Annotated in this window: 18 protein-coding genes; 9 read left to right on the top strand and 9 right to left on the bottom strand. The window is 43.3% G+C overall.

Annotated elements, in window-relative coordinates:
- Positions 1–2: 2 nt before the first annotated feature.
- From HWQ47_RS03235 to HWQ47_RS03220, 4 genes are all read right to left on the bottom strand, one after another.
- Positions 3–1,325 carry a TolC family protein gene (locus HWQ47_RS03235; RefSeq protein WP_269969760.1) on the bottom strand — a complete coding sequence of 441 codons (1,323 nt, stop codon included), beginning with the start codon at positions 1,323–1,325 and terminating at the stop codon, positions 3–5.
- A 183-nt stretch (positions 1,326–1,508) separates the two neighbouring features.
- Positions 1,509–1,982 carry a hypothetical protein gene (locus tag HWQ47_RS03230; protein ID WP_269969759.1) on the bottom strand — a complete coding sequence of 158 codons (474 nt, stop codon included), beginning with the start codon at positions 1,980–1,982 and terminating at the stop codon, positions 1,509–1,511.
- A gap of 205 nt (positions 1,983–2,187) precedes the next feature.
- Positions 2,188–2,334 carry a DUF3012 domain-containing protein gene (locus tag HWQ47_RS03225; RefSeq protein ID WP_269971648.1) on the bottom strand — a complete coding sequence of 49 codons (147 nt, stop codon included), beginning with the start codon at positions 2,332–2,334 and terminating at the stop codon, positions 2,188–2,190.
- 199 nt (positions 2,335–2,533) lie between these two features.
- Positions 2,534–2,899: an STAS/SEC14 domain-containing protein gene (locus HWQ47_RS03220; protein WP_269969758.1), complete on the bottom strand. Its 366-nt coding sequence runs from the start codon at positions 2,897–2,899 to the stop codon at positions 2,534–2,536.
- A gap of 126 nt (positions 2,900–3,025) precedes the next feature.
- Here HWQ47_RS03220 and arfB point away from each other — a divergent pair, with 126 nt between their 5' ends.
- Positions 3,026–3,439 carry an alternative ribosome rescue aminoacyl-tRNA hydrolase ArfB gene (gene arfB, locus HWQ47_RS03215; RefSeq protein WP_269969757.1) on the top strand — a complete coding sequence of 138 codons (414 nt, stop codon included), beginning with the start codon at positions 3,026–3,028 and terminating at the stop codon, positions 3,437–3,439.
- 521 nt (positions 3,440–3,960) lie between these two features.
- Here arfB and HWQ47_RS03210 read toward each other — a convergent pair.
- Entirely contained in the window at positions 3,961–4,278 is a 318-nt protein-coding gene (locus HWQ47_RS03210) for an antibiotic biosynthesis monooxygenase family protein (RefSeq protein ID WP_269969756.1), read from the bottom strand.
- A gap of 983 nt (positions 4,279–5,261) precedes the next feature.
- Between HWQ47_RS03210 and HWQ47_RS03205 the strand changes: the two genes are divergently transcribed.
- The 5 genes from HWQ47_RS03205 (at position 5,262) to accC (ending at position 10,691) form a co-directional block, all read left to right on the top strand.
- Positions 5,262–7,493 (top strand): TonB-dependent receptor plug domain-containing protein, encoded by a 2,232-nt coding sequence (locus HWQ47_RS03205; protein ID WP_269969755.1) that lies wholly within the window; start codon positions 5,262–5,264, stop codon positions 7,491–7,493.
- An 86-nt stretch (positions 7,494–7,579) separates the two neighbouring features.
- Positions 7,580–8,095: a TlpA family protein disulfide reductase gene (locus HWQ47_RS03200; protein ID WP_269969754.1), complete on the top strand. Its 516-nt coding sequence runs from the start codon at positions 7,580–7,582 to the stop codon at positions 8,093–8,095.
- Between the two features lie 197 nt (positions 8,096–8,292).
- Positions 8,293–8,742 carry a type II 3-dehydroquinate dehydratase gene (aroQ, locus tag HWQ47_RS03195; protein ID WP_269969753.1) on the top strand — a complete coding sequence of 150 codons (450 nt, stop codon included), beginning with the start codon at positions 8,293–8,295 and terminating at the stop codon, positions 8,740–8,742.
- 38 nt (positions 8,743–8,780) lie between these two features.
- On the top strand, positions 8,781–9,254 hold the full coding sequence (accB, locus tag HWQ47_RS03190; protein ID WP_269969752.1) for an acetyl-CoA carboxylase biotin carboxyl carrier protein: 474 nt from the start codon (positions 8,781–8,783) through the stop codon (positions 9,252–9,254).
- Between the two features lie 78 nt (positions 9,255–9,332).
- The gene (gene accC / locus HWQ47_RS03185) at positions 9,333–10,691 is read left to right on the top strand and encodes an acetyl-CoA carboxylase biotin carboxylase subunit (RefSeq protein WP_269969751.1); all 1,359 of its coding nucleotides are present in this window, start codon (positions 9,333–9,335) and stop codon (positions 10,689–10,691) included.
- Positions 10,692–11,062: 371 nt separating this feature from the next.
- On the opposite strand, the gene HWQ47_RS03180 is transcribed toward accC, so the two are convergent.
- The 4 genes from HWQ47_RS03180 to HWQ47_RS03165 form a co-directional block, all read right to left on the bottom strand.
- A complete protein-coding gene (locus HWQ47_RS03180) occupies positions 11,063–11,830 on the bottom strand; it encodes a hypothetical protein (RefSeq protein ID WP_269971647.1) in 768 nt (255 codons plus the stop codon).
- Between the two features lie 4 nt (positions 11,831–11,834).
- Positions 11,835–13,001, bottom strand: coding sequence for a BamA/TamA family outer membrane protein (locus tag HWQ47_RS03175; protein ID WP_269969750.1), 1,167 nt, complete (start codon positions 12,999–13,001; stop codon positions 11,835–11,837).
- Positions 13,002–13,310: 309 nt separating this feature from the next.
- Entirely contained in the window at positions 13,311–16,535 is a 3,225-nt protein-coding gene (locus HWQ47_RS03170; RefSeq protein ID WP_269969749.1) for an HD domain-containing phosphohydrolase, read from the bottom strand.
- Positions 16,536–16,666: 131 nt separating this feature from the next.
- A complete protein-coding gene (locus tag HWQ47_RS03165) occupies positions 16,667–19,831 on the bottom strand; it encodes an HD domain-containing phosphohydrolase (RefSeq protein WP_269969748.1) in 3,165 nt (1,054 codons plus the stop codon).
- Between the two features lie 459 nt (positions 19,832–20,290).
- Here HWQ47_RS03165 and rraA point away from each other — a divergent pair, with 459 nt between their 5' ends.
- From rraA to ubiE, 3 genes are all read left to right on the top strand, one after another.
- Positions 20,291–20,776, top strand: a complete 486-nt coding sequence (gene rraA / locus HWQ47_RS03160) for a ribonuclease E activity regulator RraA (protein ID WP_269969747.1) — start codon at positions 20,291–20,293, stop codon at positions 20,774–20,776.
- A gap of 259 nt (positions 20,777–21,035) precedes the next feature.
- Positions 21,036–22,082, top strand: a complete 1,047-nt coding sequence (locus HWQ47_RS03155; RefSeq protein WP_269969746.1) for a formimidoylglutamase — start codon at positions 21,036–21,038, stop codon at positions 22,080–22,082.
- A gap of 207 nt (positions 22,083–22,289) precedes the next feature.
- Positions 22,290–23,045 (top strand): bifunctional demethylmenaquinone methyltransferase/2-methoxy-6-polyprenyl-1,4-benzoquinol methylase UbiE, encoded by a 756-nt coding sequence (gene ubiE, locus HWQ47_RS03150; RefSeq protein WP_269969745.1) that lies wholly within the window; start codon positions 22,290–22,292, stop codon positions 23,043–23,045.
- The last annotated feature ends 4 nt before the right edge of the window (positions 23,046–23,049 follow it).

Genomic DNA, 23,049 nt, shown 5'->3' with positions numbered 1-23,049 from the left:
AATTAGTGAGCAAGAGTGCTGCGATTAGCAGACCCATGGTTAGTGGCTACCGGAAGCTGAGCGCTGAGGAAACCCTCTAACTGTCCGCTGGCTCCCATCCATTCAAGCCAACTTGAGTAAAGCGCAGTTTCGAGTGACAACCCCACTAAAAAGTTACTCGAAAGCTGACGCTGACTCTGCAGATAATCACTGGTATTGATGTCACCCGCTTGCCACTGCTGACCTAAGGCCGATGCAGCTTCTTGGCCGGAATGAAACACCAATTCACGCCACTCTTGATAACGTTCAGTGAGCCTTGGAAGACTTAAATTGAATTTTTTCTGTTGTTGGATCAGCACACGTTCCCGAGCTAAATAAGTCTGCTCGGCAACCGCTATTTCTTGACTGGCAACCGCTAAGGTATCGCTATAGTTATTACGAAATTGCAAAGGAATCGATACACCTATACCGAGTTTATTTTCCTCTCCCTCTCGTTCAGCACTAAGGCTAATGGTCGGATCCGCAGCCGTATTCGCTTTCACTTGCGTCGCGGCGACTTTCGCCAATAACACCTGCTGATAAGCGCTCTTTAATGCCGGAAGCTCTGGATCTATCTGCGCCGACATAGTGGCGACAGTCAAGGTATCTAAAAAGCCATTGAAGGGCAGTTCGCTATTACCTAACAGCATCAAAACTTCAGCATCCGCAGTAATCGACGCTAACTCAGCAACGGCGTAATCCGCCGATTTACTGGCAACATCAAGCTGAATTAGCTGTAATTCAACCGCTGATAACTCACCCACCTGCATCTGTTGTTTGGCAATATCAAACTGAGATTTAGCGGAGTTGAGCTGCTGCTTTTGAAACTGTAACGCTTTGCGAGCCTGTGATTGATCAACTAAAGCTTGCACTGAATTAGCCAGCATCTGGCTACGCTCTAATGCGATATCAGAAAGTAAAATCTCTGCTTCTAACTGAGCTTGGCGTGTGGCAGCGCCACGCTTGTCACCCCAATCAATGGTCTGACTGATCTCCAGTGAGTAAGTGTCTTCAGTGGCATTTTGATAACCTAAGCCAAGCTCTGGGTTATACACGGCTTGGTCGGCTGCATTGATCTTCAATTGAGCCTGACTGCGTCTGATCTCTTGAGCTCTAACTTCAGGTAGTGCATTGAAACCTTGCATTAGACTCGGTAACCAGCGGCTAAATGTAGCTTCTGGGGTCTCCACTAAGGCAGATCGATTCTGATCCACACTTGGGGTTAAATCTGCAGTTGATGCTTGAACATACAGTGTTCCACCCGCCATGTAGGCAAGCAGTAAACTGGCAATTATAGTTTTTTTCATCGTATTTCCTTTCCCCAAAAGCCGACAATGCATACTAAGAGCGCTGCTTAAATACAGGCTTAGACACAAGACTAAATGAGGGTAAAAAAGTGAGGCGCAGCGAAATGACTAACGTCAGTCCATGCTGTTCCATAAGCTTTTTAGTTGCTATATGCGAATATTGTTCGCGCTAGCAAAGAGAGGTTATACGATTGGGGGGCGGTAATTTAGAACGCCTTCGGGAGGAAGGTAACGAGCGACGCTGGCTATTAGCGCATCGCCTTTAGGAATAGAAGGCACCATGGTCGTGATAGACATAGCCGTTACATGACCACCATGACACTGGCAATCAAGACAAAGATCAAAAGTCTGAGTCTCAGTTTTACTGATAAGGTGATTATGCTTAGCACCCAGAACATCTAAAGTTTGGTTAATACTGATATCCGCCATAAATGGCATGTCAGTATCCGTTTCAGTGTTGCATATGCAATCGACACACTCAGCTAAGCTAGTGATTTGCGCTGTAAACTCGAGATGTGGATGATTTTCACTTTCGTCTTCATGATCCCCAAGATGCAACTGATGTGCGCCTAAGTTGGCGACTGCAAACTGCAGTAACACAACGGCGATCATCATTACGGCGATCTTATGGGTAAATAGACGAAAATAGTGTGGCAAACGATCCCTTATTAATTCAATTCTAAGCTAGAGTACTAGCTGGTTCAAAGTTCTAGGCTAGAGTATTAGCTGGTTCTAGGTTTAGCAATCAGACTGGCATTGTATGCAAAAGTTCAATAGACACAATCATTTCAATGCAAAGATTGTGTCTATTATCTAAAACTTAGATCTCGGTACACTTTAACTAAAATATCAGTCTGTTACATTACTTAAATACGCAGTGTTTAGCATAATCAGCCGCTTCGTTAGCAGACCAATCACCCTTATCTTTTTCGCTCATCTGCTTACACCACTTATCACTGCCCACTTCAGGGGCACAACCACTTAAGCTAATTGCGAACACGCTAGCCATAAGTACAGAGAAAGTCACAGACAGTGTTTTAGTTACCTTAGTAGATAAAGACATCGAATTTTCCTTAAATATTGTCGCTATCAGTATTTCCCTAACTAATAACTTTTTAGAGGTTTACCACAAGCCCATCAGCTTCATGATCCACTTGTTAACGAAATAGAATAAACGATTGAGACTAGATTACAATTTTACTTCCTATTTACTTGTCTAAGCGAGCAGAAATCCAAGCAATCGCCAGTGATTTATCCTCAAGGGGATACCAAGCCACTTCACTTTGCATAAATGGCCCCATCAAGCGTACTGCATTACCGAACCAATCTGGCCCCCCCACCAGCACTAAAGCTTCGAAATGTTCCAACTGAACTTCACCACTACCGGCAAGTGAATTAGCATCCCAACCTTCAAGTAGAACATCCGCTTCAACATACAGAAAGACCTTACCCGCCTCTCCACGATACTGTTCAATCAAAGGTTTTAGTTTTTGCTGATAGTCCGAACTAGAAAGCCGCCCACTGGCAAAAAGACTTAGCACACCCTCAGCAATATCAGGGATTTTACACAACATAAAAAGACTCCGAATGGTTCAATCTAGGGAGAGCATACCAAAAATACCAATCGTGAATAAAACCAATTAAGTATGGGAATACAGATTGGTATAAGATAACTCATCCCGAAGCTAAAGTAGTTTGCCATGATTAAGATTTCAAATAGTGTCACCCTTCAAGAAAATGAAATTGAATGGCAATTTATCCGTTCAAGTGGCGCTGGTGGCCAGCATATTAATAAAGTCTCCACTGCAGCCCAAATCATTTTCGATATCAATGCTTCGTCACTGCCTGACTTTTATAAAAACGCCCTGCTTCAGAAGGCAGATCACCGCATCACCAAGAGCGGAAAGGTCATCATCAAGTGCCAAGCCAGTCGCAGCCAAGACTTCAACCGTCAAACCGCTTTAGCCCAATTTATTGAACTCGTCGCCAGTGTAGGAATCGTGCAAAGAAAGCGTGTGGCGACTAAACCCACCAAAGGCAGCCAGCGCCGACGGATAGATGCTAAAAAGCAGAAAGGGGCCACAAAAGTGTTGCGCCAGAATAAGGATTTTTGACACTTGTCTGATAACAAGTTTCAAGTATCTTTTTGGTTGAGTTCATTAGGCTGAATTGGTGTTTGATGATATCTAGGAAACCATACTTCAATTGTATTTATTGCTTGCAGCATGCTTATGTGCAGATACTTCTGTGAGCCGATGAGTGAAGCATTGCTTCAAACTTACGAACGAGAAGCATGGATGCTGAACTGGCATTTAGATAAGGATATTGTTGTAAATCCTTCCGTGAAGGCTCTAACAAAACATCCTTGTTTTGGAAGCTCACAGCCGCATCTACACTTGAGTGTTTATCTCTTCGATTTGGGTTAATTGGCTACGACCCCTTTTGGTGGCGGCCGTGGAATATCAGATGTAGCAGGGCAAAGCCCGACTCTTACTAAACACCAAGATAAAAGCAATTCACCACGGCGAATATGGCAAAGCCATGTGCTAATAAACCAGAGCTAGGGATAGCGAGCTAGCCGTTTAGCAGGGCGGTTTTTGGAAACCGTAAAGCGGCTATTATTAATCATGAATGATTATATGCCGTAATCTCGCTCAACTTTTGAAATACGAACCTTAAAAGATTCATACCAAGACGTACGACCCGTTTTTTGAGCTTCTAAGTGCTCTGAGTTAGCTTTCCAATTTTTAATTGAGTCTAGGTTTGCCCAGTAAGAAACTGTTATACCGACATCTTCTTTTGCAGATTCTATACCCAAAAATCCAGGTTGCAGCTCTGCCAATTCAACCATTCTATTTGCCATTTCACCATAGCCATTATCACCTTCTGTACGAATAGAAGTGAAGATAACTGCAAAATATGGAGGATTAGGCGTATCTGCGATAACTGACATTGGTACTCCTAAGTATATAACTAGCGTGAAGAATTACTCATTTTCGATTAATTCTTAACATTATATAACCACAATACTTAAGTTATGGTAGCGATTCAAATCCTTCCCTTAGCTTTATATTGTGATGAGTTTTACGAGGGCTTTACCCTCGAGCTGAATTCTATTTTAGCAATAAAAAAAGTTCAGAATGACGGCAGAAAAGCCTGAAAACAGATTATAGCTACCCCAGAAACTACAATCAAAGAGATAGATGAACAGGTGTAGAGCGGCTGCGAGCTTCGATAACATAGAAGTCATCGCAGAGCCTACAAGGACTATAGTCGCGACGTCTCACAGAGGTAGCTGCACATACCACGCTGGAGGCGATAGGTATCCATGAAGATTCGACCATCAATCCCATTTCCAAATAACTAATTCAACCAGAGGCTCAAGCCAAGAAAATGTAATCAGTCTTCATTCGAAGGCCATCTACCACGGGGAGAATAGACCTCCAGCTTTACCTCCGTGTAGCACACACGCTCCGTGGTGAGAAAGAGAAGATCAATTCAAGCATAATTAATCAGAGAGAAAAATCGAACCAGCGAGAAATTAGTGCTTCTGAGACAAGACAGTGATGATGAAACAACCTTGTCATCGTCGCTATCGTTAGTGGAATTACCCCACGATAAATGACATACGCCACACTTCCCTACCACACCACTCTCTGAACTGGAATACAAATTACCTTATATAGCAACACTTTGTGATCAAATTATAAGTTTTGAAAACCTATATTGAATTTGATTAAAACAACATTGCCATTACGAATAACTCTCATTAACATTCCTATTACCGACTTGATGACCTTCTTCTTGTCATCGGTCAGGTACCCTTATTAATTCATACCTAATCCATTTAGAACGTTGCCCTGTAGCTGTGGTTGGAACAATGTCCGTCAACAAAGCGAAGCCACCAAGGGAGTTGCCATTCGCTAAATAGCGGCCATGACATTTACAGAGAGAGCTAACGCCTTCGTTGGATGGGTATCTACCGAGACAAGATCTATGTTTAAGAAAACCTTAGTTGCACTAGCAGTATTTTTAGCCACTCAGACATCTTCTGTGCAGGCCCATACCAAGGTAGAGCCCACTAAAGCTCAGGCAGAAAAAAGCTCAATAGAAAAAATTGAAGTGCGTGGGGTTCGCCAGCGTCTAGAAAAAGCGGGGATGTTATCCGACAGTATAATGAAAACAGAGGTTATCAGCTCCGAGTTGATGGACAATAAAAACGCGGTCAACCTAACTGAGGCTATCAACAACACTCCGGGTGTCCGGGTGTCCAACGAATGCTCCATGTGTGGTGTTAAACGTATAATGCTCAACGGTCTACGTGGTGAACAAACCACCATTCTAGTCGATGGTTTGCCGGTTCATGCCATGATAGCCGGTTACTATGCTGTCGATGCAATCCCCACAACAGGCCTAGATCGCATCGAAGTGGCACGCGGTGCAGGTGCCTCACTAATCGCTCCGGAAGCGATTGGTGGTACCATCAATATCATCACCAAAACAGCGACCGAAAACGGTGCTGCACTCGATGTATCTATGGGTGAAAACGGTAACCGTAAAATAGGTATTCTGGGTACTGGAGTCAGCGAAGATGAACGTACTCGAGCCACACTGATCGCGCAATATGACAGTCGAGAGCAGGCGGATGAAGATAATAATAAGGTTAATGAAGCTCCCAGCCAAGACAACCGAACTTTTACTGTGCGTGTCTCTCACGATCTCACTGAACGGGATAATCTCGTGCTGCGATACTCTAATGTAAATTCAGAAATTTTCGGTGGTCCTATGCTAGGTGAAACTTTTGCCGATGGTAAAGCCGACAGCATAGGTGATGTACTGTCCTCATTCGACAACATCGCTTCCGACGTTATTTTCGAAGGTGGCGATGTTCGCAATAAATTCATAGGCAAAGCATGGGAAACCACTGAGTGGATCCACACTCAACGGGATGAGTTATCGCTGAGTTGGCTGCGCGAACTCAATGATAACTGGAACATGACTCTGTCTGGCAGCTATTCAGACCATATTCAAGACTCTTTCTACGAAGGCTTTCGTTATTATGCCGAAGACAAGATGTTGTACCTAGATGCCCGTTTTAATTACTTTCTCAATGATAACCACCTACTGACATTCGGTTCGGATCGCCGCACTGAAGAGATGCGGTCCAGCTCCAGCGGTGAGGGGAATCCAAACTACGTGTCCGACTCTTTTGACTATGATGTTCAGGGCTTTTACCTGCAAGATACTTGGCAGGCTACTGATGATCTGGAAATCAACATGGCACTACGCTATGACCATGTGCAGGCCGATTTTATCGACCCCAAAAAACCGGGTAAAGAGATCGATAAATCTATCTTAGCGCCTCGCATTGATATGCGTTACAACCACAATGATAGCTGGACCTCACGCTTGTCGGCTGGCCGAGGTTATCGTGCGCCTCTGTCTTTCTTCGAGACGGATCACGGTGTGTTAGATGCATCTTTGGGCTTCGATATTGATATCCAAGAGCTGGAACGTTCTACCTCAGCGACCTATGCATTGAGCTATAGTGCAGACCAATTGACAGCGACGACGTCATTTGCTTGGACTCAAGTCGAAAACTTGGCCATGTTGAGTGAAACCGCTGACGGTGTTCCTCTGTTAACTCAGTTGCAAGGCGATGCAAGAGTAACCACCGCAGATCTTGCCTTGGGTTATGACATCACCGATGATCTGACATTAAACTTCACCGCTGAAGGATTCTTCTACGACGATGCCTTTAAATCTTCATACTCTCTCGCCCCCATAGAGCAACGTTTGACCCTTAATGCCGACTGGAATGTTCATGGTTGGGATCTGTTTGCTAACTTAGTCTGGATTGGTGGCCGTGATTTGTCTGAATATGGCTACGAAGGCTATAACCAAGTCGATGTTAATGGCGATGTCATCGCTTCATCGAAGAAGTCTACCGATGCCCCCTCATACTGGACACTGGATCTTAAGATCACTAAGTCGCTTACCGACAATGTCGATTTTTATGCAGGAGTCAATAACCTGCTAGATTACACTCAGGTGAATGAAGGAGAAACACCATTGTTTTTCGATGCAGACGGAGGCTATGACGTCGCCTATATTTGGGGACCATTGCGAGGTCGCGAAATCTACGCAGGTGTCAAGGCGCACTTCTAACTATCATCTTAATCAGATAGATATCAAACATAGGATCTGGGCCACAAATTTCTTGTGGTCCTATAGGTCAAAAGGAGATCTCCTCTATGCGCAACCTGAAGTACGCAATGGTTATACTATTTTTGTTGATATCACTCTTGCTGGGTCAAATAGCACCGACCAAAGCGGCGGAGCCTGATCTAGGACCACAATTATTAGCATACCAGCATGAGAATCTGACTAGCCACAAAGTAGAAAATCTGCAAAAGCTAAAGGGGAAACCCACTTTGATGATGTTTTTCGAACCTCAGTGCTCCTGGTGTTTCAAGCAAGGTAAAGCCTTCAATAGACTGTTACAGCAATGTCCTACTGCCGTCAACATAGTGGCATTAGGGAGCCACGGGGACAAAGTGACACTAAGAAGAGAGTTATGGAGAATGAAGTTAAACTTCCCCGGTTATCTCGTGGGGAAAACCATGATGGGTGAGCTAGGTGCTCTACCAGCCACACCAATGACCTTGATCACCGATGAGAATGGCAACTTAAGCGGTTATCTACGGGGTTATATCAAACTAGAGCAATTACTTCCGCTACTGAGAACTAAGTTTGGACTCCAGTGCTGACACTAAAATCGAAGTTATCTCCCCACAGAGAACAACAGGAAACTTGCTAATACCATAATATTTTCATAATACCCCCCTAATTTTCGTCGAAAAAGCAGTCATGTGTCGACATCGTCGTCAACTTCTGGTGAAATCAGACTATTATTCTTATCAGTGCCTTAATGCACTATTCATCAGTATTCTCAAAGGATTTTGATATGAGTGGCAAAGCAAAAATTCTATTGGTCAACGGGCCGAATCTGAACCTATTAGGCCGTCGCGAGCCTGGTCATTATGGGCACCACACCTTAGACAGTATTGTCCAGAACCTGCAAAGTGTCGCCAATAATGCAGGGATTGAGTTGGAGCATATTCAATCCAATGCTGAGCACGAGTTAATTGACGCCATTCATCAAACAGATGCCGAATTTATCATTATCAACCCCGCTGCATTTACTCATACCAGCGTTGCCATAAGAGATGCGATTTTAGGTGTAGCGATCCCCTTTATCGAAGTCCATCTATCAAATGTTCATGCCCGAGAGCCTTTTCGTCATCACTCCTATTTTTCAGATAAAGCCATCGGTGTTATCTGTGGCTTAGGTGCCGATGGATACCAATTTGCGCTCAAAGCAGCGATAAGTCGCTTACAAGAAACACCTGCCTAGTTCGTAGACATTTTCACCAGTGACTAATTGGAACCACCATGGATATTAGAAAAATTAAAAAGCTGATCGAGTTAGTACAAGAGTCCGGCATCGCTGAGCTCGAGGTCACCGAAGGTGAAGAATCGGTGAGGATCTGTCAATATGTTCCCCATAAAAGCTTGGAGCAGCCAAGTCAGCAAGTCTACTCTGCTTCCTCCTCTCAATTGGTAAACACGACGATGAACACCGGAGTGAGTGCACTAGATACAGAGGATTTAGCCGATTTTAATGAGGCTAACACGGTTATCTCACCTATGGTCGGCACCTTCTATCTTTCTCCGTCGCCAGATGCGGAGCTTCTGTGTAAAGTAGGCCAAAAGGTCCAACAGGGACAGATTATCTGCATTATCGAAGCGATGAAGATGATGAATCAGATAGAAGCGGTACGCTCAGGCATCATCACCAAGATCCTTGTTGAAAACGGCGAAGGGGTCGAGTTCGATCAAGCCTTAATAGTTATCGAGGATGAATAAAAGTAGTATCGAGTATCGAGTATCGAGTATCGAAAAGTTAGCCACATTTTTAATACATAGCCAAGGGAATAGAGACGGATGAAGCCAGCTCCTTTGAAACGCGTATTGATTGCCAATCGTGGTGAGATAGCGTTAAGAATTCAACGCGCCTGCTCTCAGCTTGGTATTGAGACTGTGGCGATTCATTCTACGGCAGACAGAGATCTGCTCCATCTTAAGTACGCAGATAAAACCATCTGTATAGGCAAGCCATCCCCATTATCAAGCTACCTTAATATTGCAGCGATAATTGCAGCAGCATCACAATCGAATGCTGATGCCATCCACCCTGGTTATGGTTTTCTCTCTGAAAACGCCGACTTTGCCGAACAGGTTGAACGTAGTGGCTTTACCTTTATCGGCCCCAATGCCGATGTGATACGCCTGATGGGTGATAAAGTTTCAGCGATTAGTGCAATGAAACAAGCTGGCGTGCCCACAGTACCGGGCTCTGATGGCACGCTGACTCAAGATCATAAACTGAATCAAGCAATAGCAGACCGTATCGGTTATCCGGTGATAATCAAGGCTACCGCAGGTGGTGGCGGCCGTGGAATGCGAGTGGTACATCATCAAGATGAACTGCTATCAGCTATCGAACTCACTCAGGCCGAAGCCAAAGCCGCCTTTGCTAATGGCGATGTCTACATGGAGAAGTACCTTCAAAAGCCTCGCCATATTGAAGTTCAGATCCTCTCTGATGGCCAAGGAAATGCAATACATTTAGGCGAACGTGACTGCTCCATGCAGCGCAGACACCAAAAAGTAGTAGAGGAAGCACCCGCGTTAGGAATAGATAGCCTCATCCGCAACCAGATAGGCACACAGTGCGCCGACGCTTGTGTTGCGATAGGTTATCGCGGAGCCGGCACTTTCGAATTTCTCTATGAGGATGGTGAATTTTACTTTATCGAGATGAATACCCGTATTCAGGTGGAACACCCCATCACTGAGATGGTCACTGGCGTCGATCTGATTCAGGCGCAGCTTGAGATAGCATCGGGCAAACCGCTCACGATTAAACAACAAGATATTCAACTCAATGGCCACAGCATAGAGTGCCGCATCAGTGCTGAAGACCCCAATACATTCACCCCATCCCCCGGAACTATCACAGCTATTCACGCCCCCGGTGGCCTTGGCGTACGTTGGGACTCTCACCTCTATTCAGGCTACACAGTTCCTCCTTTTTATGACTCCATGATAGGCAAGCTGATCACTTGGGCCGCAACACGAGATGAAGCCATCGCTCGTATGCAAACCGCTCTAAACGAGCTCATCATCGAAGGCATAGCAACCAATATCCCACTGTTACAGCAGATACTAAAAGATGAAGGATTTACAGAAGGTGGACAGTCGATACATTATCTTGAGAAGAGTATTTTAGGCAACACATAGAGCGGGCTTCGCCCTGCTAGGACGGCACTTCATGCCTACGAGTATGTTCGCAAGCTCTCTACTAAATACTTCGCTAATATAAAAACGAATGCCACAAGCGGCTACAGATAACGGAATGGCCTACGGCTGCACGGAATGCTTTGCTTACGGGTCAAGCAGAGAAGAATATACGATCAAGCCTTCTTCTATTGTAGGTCGGCATTTATGCCGTCAGGTTTGTATATACGATATAAGTTATTGATGGGCTAAAGCCCTGCCTACTAAGTAAGCACAGAAGAGCTGGAGTATTTCCAAAGGCTTTTAGCCGTTGCCTTTCTCCGTAGTTCTCCTTGTCCTCAGTGGTGAATAGCTTTTATGAGGGCTTAAGAGCATCAAGGATAGCGAGCTACACTTAGCTCGCAAGATGAGGTGTAACTATCAAGTTCGATCAGGCCTTGGAGTATAATGCCGTGATACTTGGCTTTAATTAATTGGTAATCCATTGCAGGAGCAAAGTAGTAAGTGACGTCTTCTGCCCCTGTTTGCACAACAGGAATTAAGGTTAGTTCACCCCATGGTTCGATGTTTGCTGTTTGCACTTCTTCAACATAGAACTGATAAGATTCTATCGCATCGGACGCTTGCCTGATCAAGGCAAACTGCTTTCGACCTTGTAGCAAGTACTCACGAATTTGAATTGCCAAGGTGTCCACATCTCGCAAAGGGATCTCTGCAGATTTATAAGTGTCGATATCACCATCAATATCAACCCGAGACTCGAGGCCATGATTAGCAAAAGTTACCTGCATGTCTCTCGAGCGAAAACCGGTCACTTTTTGATGAAAGGTATCGGTTAGCCATACATTATTGATATTCGACCAAGATAGCTCTGCCCGCTGCTCGTAATGAGTGCCGATGCCTAAAATGCTGGCTTCGCTTGTTGAGGTAACGACCGCTGTCTTTCCCTGCCAAGCCTCAGTTCGATTCATGATTCCAACATTTATGCCACTCAGATAAATGACATAATTCGAGATGCGGCTGCACTTTGTGAACTGATGTTCTTGCTTTTGTTGTTCACTTGCAGAGGCTGTATTAGTCACTAGCAATGGCGCTAACATGAGTAAAAAAGTGAACGTATTCGCAGTGAAGCAATTCTTCATCATACTAGAAAACTTCATTCACATTCAGATAGAAATTGGTTTCATTTTCACCTACGCCCACATCAAGACGCAAATTGATGTTGTCTTTGATTTTAAAACGAAACCCGGTGCCATATGAAGTTAATAACTCCTCAGTCAGATCGTTTATCTTTGGTGCTACGCTGCCGACTGCGCCCCAAAAGACCATGCCATAACGTTGGAATACGGGTAAGCGATACTCAACTTGTCCCATCATCATCTGCTCATCACGATAACGCCCTTTAATATAACCGCGCATGGCATTAGAACCACCTAAATCAGGTAACAAATTCCAAGGCACATCACCATCGGTAAAATGTCCCTGAACTTGCCATGCGATAAGTCCCGGCGCTGAGCTCAACAAAGATGTTGAACTCAAGTCTATGTAATTGGCTAACTCAATGTCATAGGTCGAAAACGAAGCGTATTCACTGTTTTGATATAAGCCGGCATCAATTTGAAATAACCAACCTTTGGTAGCATTTAAGCGATAATCTCGTGAATCATAGATACTGGTTACCACGACACCAGAACTCACGTTGTTAGGCAAAATATCGGTTGAGTCCACTGGAATTTCAGTTTCTGCTAACTGAAATTGTTCTGCACTGGCGTAGATAAAATCAGCGCCAACACCGATAAAATAGTTATCCGCAACTTCTGTCATCCAGCGAGGCTTGAAGCTGTATAACTGCTCCTCAAACTCATGATGATTACGGTCTAGATTACCTTGTGTGATACCTTGACCATAATAAACCGAAGCTTCATTGTGCAGCTCTAACTCCAACAATAATCGTTGCTTACCTTGGTTGAAAAATGTCATGTTTTCAATTGCAACGCCATAGGAGTTGTTCATCGACACAAACGAATTTAACACTAACGAGGATGGCTGCTCTTCACTTGTTGCGTTGTCGGTTTTGTATAACCCGACCATTAACAGGCCTATACCAAACTTTTTCTCTGGCGTGTAATATGCCGTTGGCAGGTAACTCATATCGATGGCTTTGCTGTCATCAAACTCACCATCGGCACCAAAGACTGACAGGATCTCATCAACCCATGTCGGCTCCATATTTTCTGGTGTTTCAAACAGAGGTTCAACGGCGATGGCCGCGCTAGAAAATGCACATAGGGTTAACAGTAAAATCCGTTTCATAAAAACTCTAATCAATGGTAGGAAATAAGGGAGAGGCTTAACAGCCTATCGAGAAGTCAATTGACTTACCGGGCGCATTCTAACATGTGATCAACCTTGAACCATTAATTTGTTTTTAGCTTATGGTCTCTTTAATAGCATCATGCTCAGCTTGGAAGGATTGAGAAAAGAGTTATCATCACATTACGTTTAAAGTAAAGATGGAGGGTTGAGGTCTTGCTTAAAATCAGCAATCCGCCATTCTGAAATTCGTTCGGAATGGCGGTTTACTCTCAAGGTCTTTAACTACTGCAATTATTTTTTGGCTATTTAAGCACTGCGCTTCAGTGGCGCATCATCCAGATATTTAGCAATATCCACTTCATTGATCTGTTTAGGGTCGAGAAACTTGTGAGCATATTCAAGATAGATCCCACTGGTGAGGAATAGCTTAAAAATATCCATATCCAGATGCTGATCCAGAGCCATCTTATAAAGTATATCAATGGCAACACTGAGAGGTTTCGCCTTTTTATAGGGTCTGTCGGCTGCGGTCAAGGCTTCAAAAATGTCGGCAACCACAAGAATTCGTTCAGGAATAGAGAGATCCTCAGCGCTAAGTTTTCGGGGGTATCCAGTGCCTTTTAACGTTTCGTGGTGGGTCGAAGCATATCTTGGCACACGAGCAAGCTCAGGTGGAAAAGGTAAAGTTTCCAATATCTTGATTGTGCTGATCATGTGTTCATTAATCTTAAACCTATCCTCTGCTGTCAAGGTACCTTTGGAGATGGAGAGGTTATAGAGTTCACCTAGGTTGTATTGATGCTCTGGGATATCCATCTTAATACCAAACTTAGGATCAAACTCAACGTTACTGATACGTTTAATAATATGCTCAGGCTTATCTCTTAACAACGACTCGATAACAGGGTAGCTTTCCTCCGCAGTTTGCTTGCTTAGATTAAGCTCTTCGATAGGTGAAAGCCCGAGTCTATCGTCGAAATGACGCTCCCAAGTAATGTTGGCAAGTTGAGCTAAACGCTCTTTGTTTTCTTGCCCCATAAATTCACCGCCAATATTAGCATTAGCGATAAACTCAAAGTCCGTAATCAATTGATTTCGCTTATGGGTTAGCTCTGCAAGATGTAACTCACTCGGCTCAGCCTTAGAAGAGGTAGAGGTGAAGCCAGAAGAGATACGCTTAAGGTAATCAATCTCGGCATCACGCCAAAGCACTTCGAAACGCATACGTACTTCATGAATACGATTATAAACCGCTTCAAGCTTAGTCCCTTTATCGACAATAAATTCAGGTGTGGTGATCTTGCCACAATCATGTAACCAAGCTGCAATTCTGAACTCTCTGTGCTCATCCTCTGAATTAAATTTAAATGCTTTAAAAGGTGCAAGCTCTGATTTCTCTGCTGCATCAGCTAACATCAAACCAAGTTCAGGCACACGATTACAGTGCCCTGCAGTATAAGGAGATTTATCATCGATTGCCTGAGCAATTAACTTGATAAATGATTCCATCAAGGCCTTTTGATTCTCTTCGTAAAGCTGAATAGAGTTAGACATATCCATAATAGAGTTCGCCAGTTCATCCAACTCAGAGATATTAGAGTCAACACGTCTCACTTGATTATATTGACGGTTTTTTATCTTTTCATTTTCAATGGCCAATAGCTTAATCGGACGAATGATTGGTGATGAAAGCAACCAGGAAATAGGCAACACCAACAGCAGACATATGCAGGTCATTAAAATAGATTGTTGGACTTTCTCAATACTTGAAGCGAGCAACTGTTCAATTGGCACTATAATGGCAAAGTATTCACGGCCTCCGGCAGAGGCATCGCCGAATGGAGTCACATAAATGAACTTCTCAATACCATTAAGGTCCCAGCGAATTAATGTTCTCTGATCTTTTGGTTCATTAGCTAAATCAATCAATACTTCAAAAGGAACGGTTCCCTGTGTCAACAAGGTCTTTTTAACCCCTTCTCCAAACCATTTAACTCTTAATGCTTTAATTTGTTCCTGTGTGATATTTGCCAGAGCTAGATTTATTATCTCAATAACTGCTGCTTCCTGTCTTGGCATCACAATATGCAAGCCTGTATTGACCTTAACGGGGGAGAAATCGAGTTGTTCGTGAAATTGGATCTGCTCTACAAAGAATTGATTTGCCGTGTAATGCAGTATGATGCTGTTATCCAAAGCAGCGAACACTTCTCCTTGTTCTACCGCCTGTAATATGGCATAGGTCGAAGGCATTTCAACGACCTCGACCTCTGGATAATCTTGTTTAATCACCTCAATAATTGACCAGCCCTTAGGGATAGCAAGCTGCTTCCCCTGCAACTGCCTTATATGGGTTATTTTTCGAGATCCTTTTTGAGTAACAATCGCAAAAGGAAGCTCTAAAAAAGGCTCACTAAATACACCTAATGACATTGTCTCTTGCGTTTTTATTACTGAATGTAAAAGGTCTATCTCCTGTGCTTTATAACTCTCAACTAGCCCACTCCAACTAAAACCATTGTTATAACGGATCCGTAAGCCTGTCATATCTGCGATTAGATTGATGATATCAATACTATAACCTTGAGGCATTCCTGAGATCGCAAAATCGATGGGAGCCCAATCAGTCTCATTCGATACAAATAGCGGTTCTGTCATCGAGACAAGTTCCCGCTGCTTCACGCTTAGAGACAATGTCTTAGATTCAGGAATTTCAACATCACGAGTCGGCACTTGGTTAGATGCTATCAACTCACCACTCTGTTTATACAGGTATATCTGCTTTTGAGTGACACCCTCTTCATCTTCTCCCTGTACAATAAGGTAGTCAGACAGGGTGGAAAGAGCGATATCAAGGCCGAGAACAGCACCCGATTCTGCCAGTTTTATCGAGTAAGTTTGACCCGGTGATTGCAGATGCTGGAATAAGTAAGGTTCTGTTTTAGAAACTGCTTCACTATTAGCATTAACAAACCAGGGTCTTGTACGAGCATCAGATTCACTCGGTTCACTGCGGGTCACTCGCAGGTTAAACTGAGCATCTAAGTATGATTCCTCTCGTTGACGGAGTTCTCCCTCTCCATTAATAGTGATAACCACCCAGCGATCTAAATGAGATGCACCAAGCTGCTCTCTGATTATCTGATGAGCATCGAGATTAATCAGTTCATAAAAATCCCCATTAGGCATACCGATATAGATAGCATAAAAGAGTGAATTAGTTCGCATCACTTCGGAAAAAGTGTGTAGAACCTCGGGGTTAAAAGCCCCATCTATCACAAAGTTGTCAAAATTAGAGAGCAGTTGAGTTGTATTGATAGCTTGATTGTCAACTTGAGCAAGGTAACTACTGGTATTTTTAGCGGTGAGATTATAAAGTTTAACGGCTGATTCCGTCACCATGGCTTTACTAAAATAATATTGCAAACCTATGGCAATAGAGGCGGTCACAATTGTGACTAGAATAAAGATCCCCACCACAGTGAAACGAATAGTAAATCGCTTACTTTTTACATTAGCCACGGCTCTCATAATATCCCTATTGTATCATTCGTCCTTGAATGGGAACATCTTATAACAAGTCAGCAACAAGTCAATAGCAATTAATGAAGTTAAACAAAAATAATACCCTTACTTTTATCATGATTATTAACAAGTTAGCATCAACTAAGATATCGATTTATATCCACCTCATCAATTTGAGAAGCATTGAGAAACTTATTGGCATACTCAAGATAAATGCCCGTAGAAAGGAAGAGCCTGAACAGATCAATATCAAGATGTTCATCCAGCGCCATTTTGTGCAAAATATCCACGGCCACACTGATAGGTTTAGCCTTTTTATAGGGTCTGTCAGCAGCGGTTAATGCCTCAAAAATATCGGCGATCACTAAAATTCGTTCCAGTATCGAGAGTTCGTCACCGTGAAGTTTTCTAGGGTATCCTGTCCCCTTGAGGGTTTCGTGGTGAGTCGATGCATATCTCGGAACTCGTGCAAGCTCCGGAGGAAAAGGCAACCCCTCCAACATCTTTATCGTGGTGATGACATGCTCATTGATCTTATATCTGTCCTCTGCAGTTAACGTCCCTCTGGAAATAGAGAGATTATATAGCTCTCCCAAATTATACTGCAGCTCAGGCACTTGAACTTTAATGCCAAATTTGGGATTAAATTTAACTGCAGAGATGCGTGGAATATGGTGTTCTGCTTTATCGCTCAACAAGTTTTCATATGTCGGTAGTAATGAGGTCTCTCCACACAGATGGCTCTCCTCAATGGGAGATAAACCCAGCCTATCGTCAAAATTCCTTAACCAAGTGATGCTTGCTAACTGAGTCAATCGTTCGATATGGGATGGCTCCATGTACTCCCCACCAACATTAGCATTGGCAATAAACTCAAAGTCATCTGTAAGTTGTTCATGTCGTACTTTCAACCGCTCAAGCATAAGTTTTTCACTCTTAGGAAATTGTGCAAGCTGTTTTAAGTATTCTATTTCAGCATCACGCCACAACACCTCAAATCGCATACGGATCTCATGGATACGATTATAGTTGGCCTCAAGCTTAGTCCCTTTGTCGACAATATGTTCAGGCGTGGTGATTTTGCCACAGTCATGTAGCCAAGCAGCCATTCTAAACTCTCGGTACTCATCTTTATTCTTAAAACAAAAATCTTTAAATGGTCCACTATTCGCTTTTTGTGCAGCATTGGCGAGCATTATTCCTAGTTCTGGCACCCGATTACAGTGTCCCGCCGTATAGGGCGATTTATCATCAATTGCCTGTGCAATCAATCGGATAATGGCCTCCATCAAGGCCTTCTGAGACTCTTCATAAGCTTTAAGAGCCGAAGCCATCTCCAACATAGAATCGGCAAGCTCATCCAGCTCCTTCACATTTGTCTGAACCTTACTTACTGAGTTATAGCGTCGATGTTTGATCTTTACATTCTCCCTACACAACAAGGTTATTGGTCTGATAATGGGGTTTGAGAATAGCCAGGAGATGGGTAAAATCATTAACATGCAAATTGCGGTGATCACTACCGAAGTTAACACTTTATTGGCACTCGGAGCCAATAAAGCCTCGCTGGGAACCACAATGGCGAACAGGGAGCGTCCCTCAGCAAATGAGGTGACATAGACAAACTGTTCAACCCCCTTAATCAAACGTTGTTGTAATGTCTTGTATTGTTCAGGATTAGCACCGATATCGATCAAGACCTTGTATGGAACAACCCCCACGGTTTTCATCGGTTGGCTTAAAGAGTCCCTACCTAACCATTTCAACCTTAAGGCACGTTTCTGCTCTTTGGTTATTTGAGCTAAAGCCTGATTGACTAGCTCAATAAGAGGTTCATGGTCTTTTTTAGCTAAAATATTCAAGCCACCAGGAAGCTGGTGAGGTAAAAAGGACAATTCATCATGAAAGCTGAGTCCCTGAATAAAAAATCTTCGTGCGGTATAGTGTAAATTGACTCTGGTATCTAGTGCTGCAAACACCTCTCCTCGCTTTACAGCCAAAAGAGACTCATAACTAGAGGCATATTCCACTAACTCAACTTCTGGGTAATATCGCTTCACAGAGGGGATGATTGACCAGCCTGCTGACACAGCAACCTTGTGTCCATTAAGATCTGAGACATGGCCAATTGTCACTACGTTACTTAAGGTCGCCAAAGAGTACGCCAGGGTGAGAAATGGCTCGCTAAAGATACCTAACTGTTTATTATCTTCCGTCTTTATTATGGACTGCAGCAACTCTATCTTACCTGACTTATAGGCACCGATCAGCTCTTGCCAAGTGAACCCATTCACATAAGTCAGTTTTAACCCTGTCATCTGAGAAATGAGATCCATAATGTCAATCCCATAACCTAAAGGTTGACCTGAGATAGCAAAATCTATCGGCGGCCAATCCGTCTCATTGGAGACCCGTAACACAGGCATAGTGTCGATAAAGTCGAGCTGTTTTTGTGTCAGTGTTAGACGCTCAGATTTTGGAATCTCAATCTGATGTAATTTCCGTTGATTAGAGGCAATCACTTCACCGGAAGGTTTATACATATAAACCTCACTTTCAAATTCACTGCTTATACTACGACCAATCACCCCCAGATATCTGGAAAGGCTAGATAGGGTGATATCGACGGCTAAAACAGCATTAGTATCTGGTAGTTTAATCGAATAGGTCTGCCCCGGTGATTGAGTAAGTTCGAATAGGTAAGGTTGAGTTCTCGACACACTCCCATCGACGGCATTAATAAACCATGGCCTGCCTCTTGGGTCATAATCGGTGAACTCATCACGACGAACCCGCTCGCGAAAACGGTTATCAAGATAACTAATCTCCCTTATCCGTTTTGCTCCCTTGCCAGTGACAAATATAAACACCCAACGATCATCTGGTATCGCCAAAAACAGATCCCTTATCAAAGGGGATGAATCGAGGTTGACCAATTGGTAAAAATCACCGTTAGGTAAACCAAGATTAATCGAAAAATAGATAGGGTTTACCTGCATCAACTCGGCAAAAGTATGTAAGGCTTTACGATTAAAGATATCGACTTCAATTAACTGATCTAAACCTGAGAGCAATTTAGTGATATTGACAGCCTGAGTGTCCACTTGAGATAAATATTTACTGGTACGTTCCGCATTAAAATTATAATATTTTAGTGCAGACTGTGTTGCCATAGATTGACTAAAATAGTACTGCAAACCTATCGCTATGGCAGCAGTTAGTACGGTCGCTAAGATAAATATGCTAACCACTGTAAACCGTATTGAGACCCGTTTTTTTTCATATCCCTCCACAGATAGCATCTTATCTCCCTATAATCACAACCCCTAACGAGGCTCACTAGTCTATAAAATAACCAGTTTAAGTCAACAGTCGCAAACAAGAGAAAAAACCAACAAGTATCAAAAAAAATGACGTTAGCACCAAATGAATGCAGAATAAAAGGGGAAGCGTTCGAAAATATCATCTCTAGAACATAAAAAACTAACTGATGTCTATAGGAGATCTAAAGATAAGAAATTAACTTGTGACATTCTCAACGGTCTGCAAATTAAGTGTACCAGCTTAGTATTAACCCATACTTCTGCCACCCAATAAGGGAATTTGAGGGCCATGTTCCTAAAACAAGTAAACGTTAACAATCGTTGCTATTGACAATTGCGTGATTGATAGCACTTTTCTTTTTAAGAAAGCCTTATATACTAGCTACAACTACCTAGTTGTGCCTTACTCGGCACATTATTGATTTCAGGAGTATGACTATGGAATACAACACCTCAGAACTTTGTGACACTTACATCGATGTCGTTGATGTTGTCGAACCGATGTTCAGTAACTATGGTGGTTGTAACTCTTTCGGTGGCTCAATCAGCACGATTAAGTGTTTCGAGGACAACGGTCTGATTATCGACGCACTACAACAGCCAGGCGAAGGTAGAGTGCTCCTTGTCGATGGTGGCGGTTCACTGCGACGCGCGCTTATTGATGCATCTATCGCACGAGTTGCTGTAGATAATAACTGGGAAGGGATCATAGTTTACGGCTCAGTTAGAGATGTCGATGCATTAGAAGATCTTGATATCGGTATTCAAGCTATGGCCTCTATTCCTGTCGGCGCTGACAGTAATTCAGTCGGTGAACTTGAGATCCCAGTGAACTTCGGAGGGGTCACTTTCCTACCTCTCGATCATGTTTACGCTGACAACACAGGTATCATTCTGTCACCAGAGCCATTAGATATCGACTAATGTCTTAGGCTAGATCTACTTTAAAAGACGATAAGATTAAGCTCTCATCGTCTTTTTTGATCTATTCAATTAACCAGCAATACATTATAGCTCCCCCTCTCTAAGCCATTAAGTGGTTCCTCTTCTCCCCCCTTCTATAACCATAAGTTTGTGGAACACTCAAAACGACAATAATTCACTGCACCACTATTTTATTGATAACCCCTAACACATTAGGCCACAATGTAAGCATACGCATCAGAATAAGAACTAAATCAATATGCAGTACTTACTTCCTTTCACCCAGCGGCAATGTCAACAACTGGTCACACATAGAGCGGGCGAAACTAAACTGGCTCAAACCATATTGACACATAAGCAAGATACCAGTTTAGAAGAAACATTAAACACAGCAAAAAATAACCAAGTTCGTTTTGTGATCATTGGCATCGGTGAAGATATCGGCCCCCGTGCTAATTTAGGTCGTGGTGGTGCAAGCGATGCGTTCGAATCTGCGATGGCACAATTTCTTAATCTGCAATCAAATCGCTTTTTTAATGGCAAGCAATGCTTAGTATTGGGTCAAATAAAGACCGATGACCTTCAGTTAGCAGAAGGCACATCTGCTGATGTCCTCAGGGCCAATGTTGAATCTCTGGATAAGCGGGTTATTGAAATTACTGCACAAGTAATGGCCGCAGGATTTGAGCCTATAGTAATAGGCGGCGGGCATAACAATGCTTACGGTCTTTTGATGGCTGCAAAGCAAGCTTACAATAAACCAATAGCAGCGGTTAATTTAGATCCCCATAGCGATTTTCGCCCTCGAGAAGGCCGCCACAGTGGTAACGGGTTCAGCTATGCAGCAGCGAGCGGCGCACTAGGTTATTACCATATACTTGGGATGCATGAACTGAAAAATAGTGAAGAGACACTGTCTCAGTTAAGCGCATTTGGTGGTCATTGGCATACACTTCAATCTATCTGGGTACGCCGTGAAATCAGCTTAACAGCAGCCTTAGAAGAAATAGTCATTAAACTCAATAACAGCCAACTCCCAGTCGCCCTTGAGCTTGATCTCGATGCCATCACCAATATGCCAAGCAGCGCCTCAACAGCTGCAGGGATCCCTTTGATCGATGCCTTACATTATGTCCACACCATCGCCAAAAACACGGCCTGTAGTTATCTGCATCTTGCAGAAGCCGCACCGAGCTGCCATGTAGCTGGAGTTCAAGCTGGTTACCGCGAAACAGGACAAAGTATCAGTGAGCTTATTTATGCTTATATTCAAGCAAGAACCCAAGCTCAGAAACTCGCTTATTAAAGCAGTTTGGGTATAATGCCTCACTGGCAGAATGTCTTAGCGGTATAACGACCAGCCTGTTGGGCGAAACTCTGCGCTAGGACTCATTTTAAGCAAATCTAGATACAGATAACTCACCTAGCTCACACTGTGGTTGATGAGTGATATTGCAACATGATTGAATGGCTTAAACTCATCATTATTTTTTAAGTAAATAGGAAAACATAGATGTCAGAGGGCACACCAAACAGTACCCATTTCGGTTACAAAACAGTTGAAAGCGATCAAAAGGCCGACTTGGTTGCTGATGTTTTTCATTCTGTCGCAGCCAAATATGACATCATGAATGATGTCATGTCCTTCGGTATTCACCGCATGTGGAAGCGATTCACTATCGAAAGTGCTGGTGCTCGTCCGGGTATGAAAGTGCTGGATCTTGCTGGTGGTACAGGTGACTTGACGGCAAAATTCTCTCATATCGTGGGTGATAGAGGTCAAGTAACGCTTGCGGATATCAATGATTCCATGCTTAAAGTCGGCCGTGAAAAACTTAGAAACAAAGGTATTGTCGGTAACGTTAACTACGTACAGGCAAATGCCGAAGCTTTGCCATTTCCTGACAATCATTTCGATATCATTACCATCGCCTTTGGTTTAAGAAATGTCACCGACAAGGATGCGGCTATTCGCTCTATGTTACGTGTACTAAAGCCGGGTGGAAAGCTGCTGATTCTTGAATTTTCAAAGCCTCAGCACGATATTATGCGTAAAATTTATGACTTATACAGTTTCAAGATTTTACCTAAAATGGGATCGTTAATTACTCAAGACGCCGACAGCTACGAATACTTAGCAGAGTCTATTCGTATGCATCCAGATCAAGATACGTTAAAGGGGATGATGGTCGAAGCAGGTTTTGAGCAAGTTGAATACACCAATATGACAGATGGCATTGTTGCGCTTCATAAGGGCTATAAATTTTAATAGA

The organism is Shewanella sp. MTB7 (genome assembly GCF_027571385.1).
Classification (GTDB): domain Bacteria; phylum Pseudomonadota; class Gammaproteobacteria; order Enterobacterales; family Shewanellaceae; genus Shewanella.
This window is presented reverse-complemented; position numbering and strand designations above follow the sequence as displayed.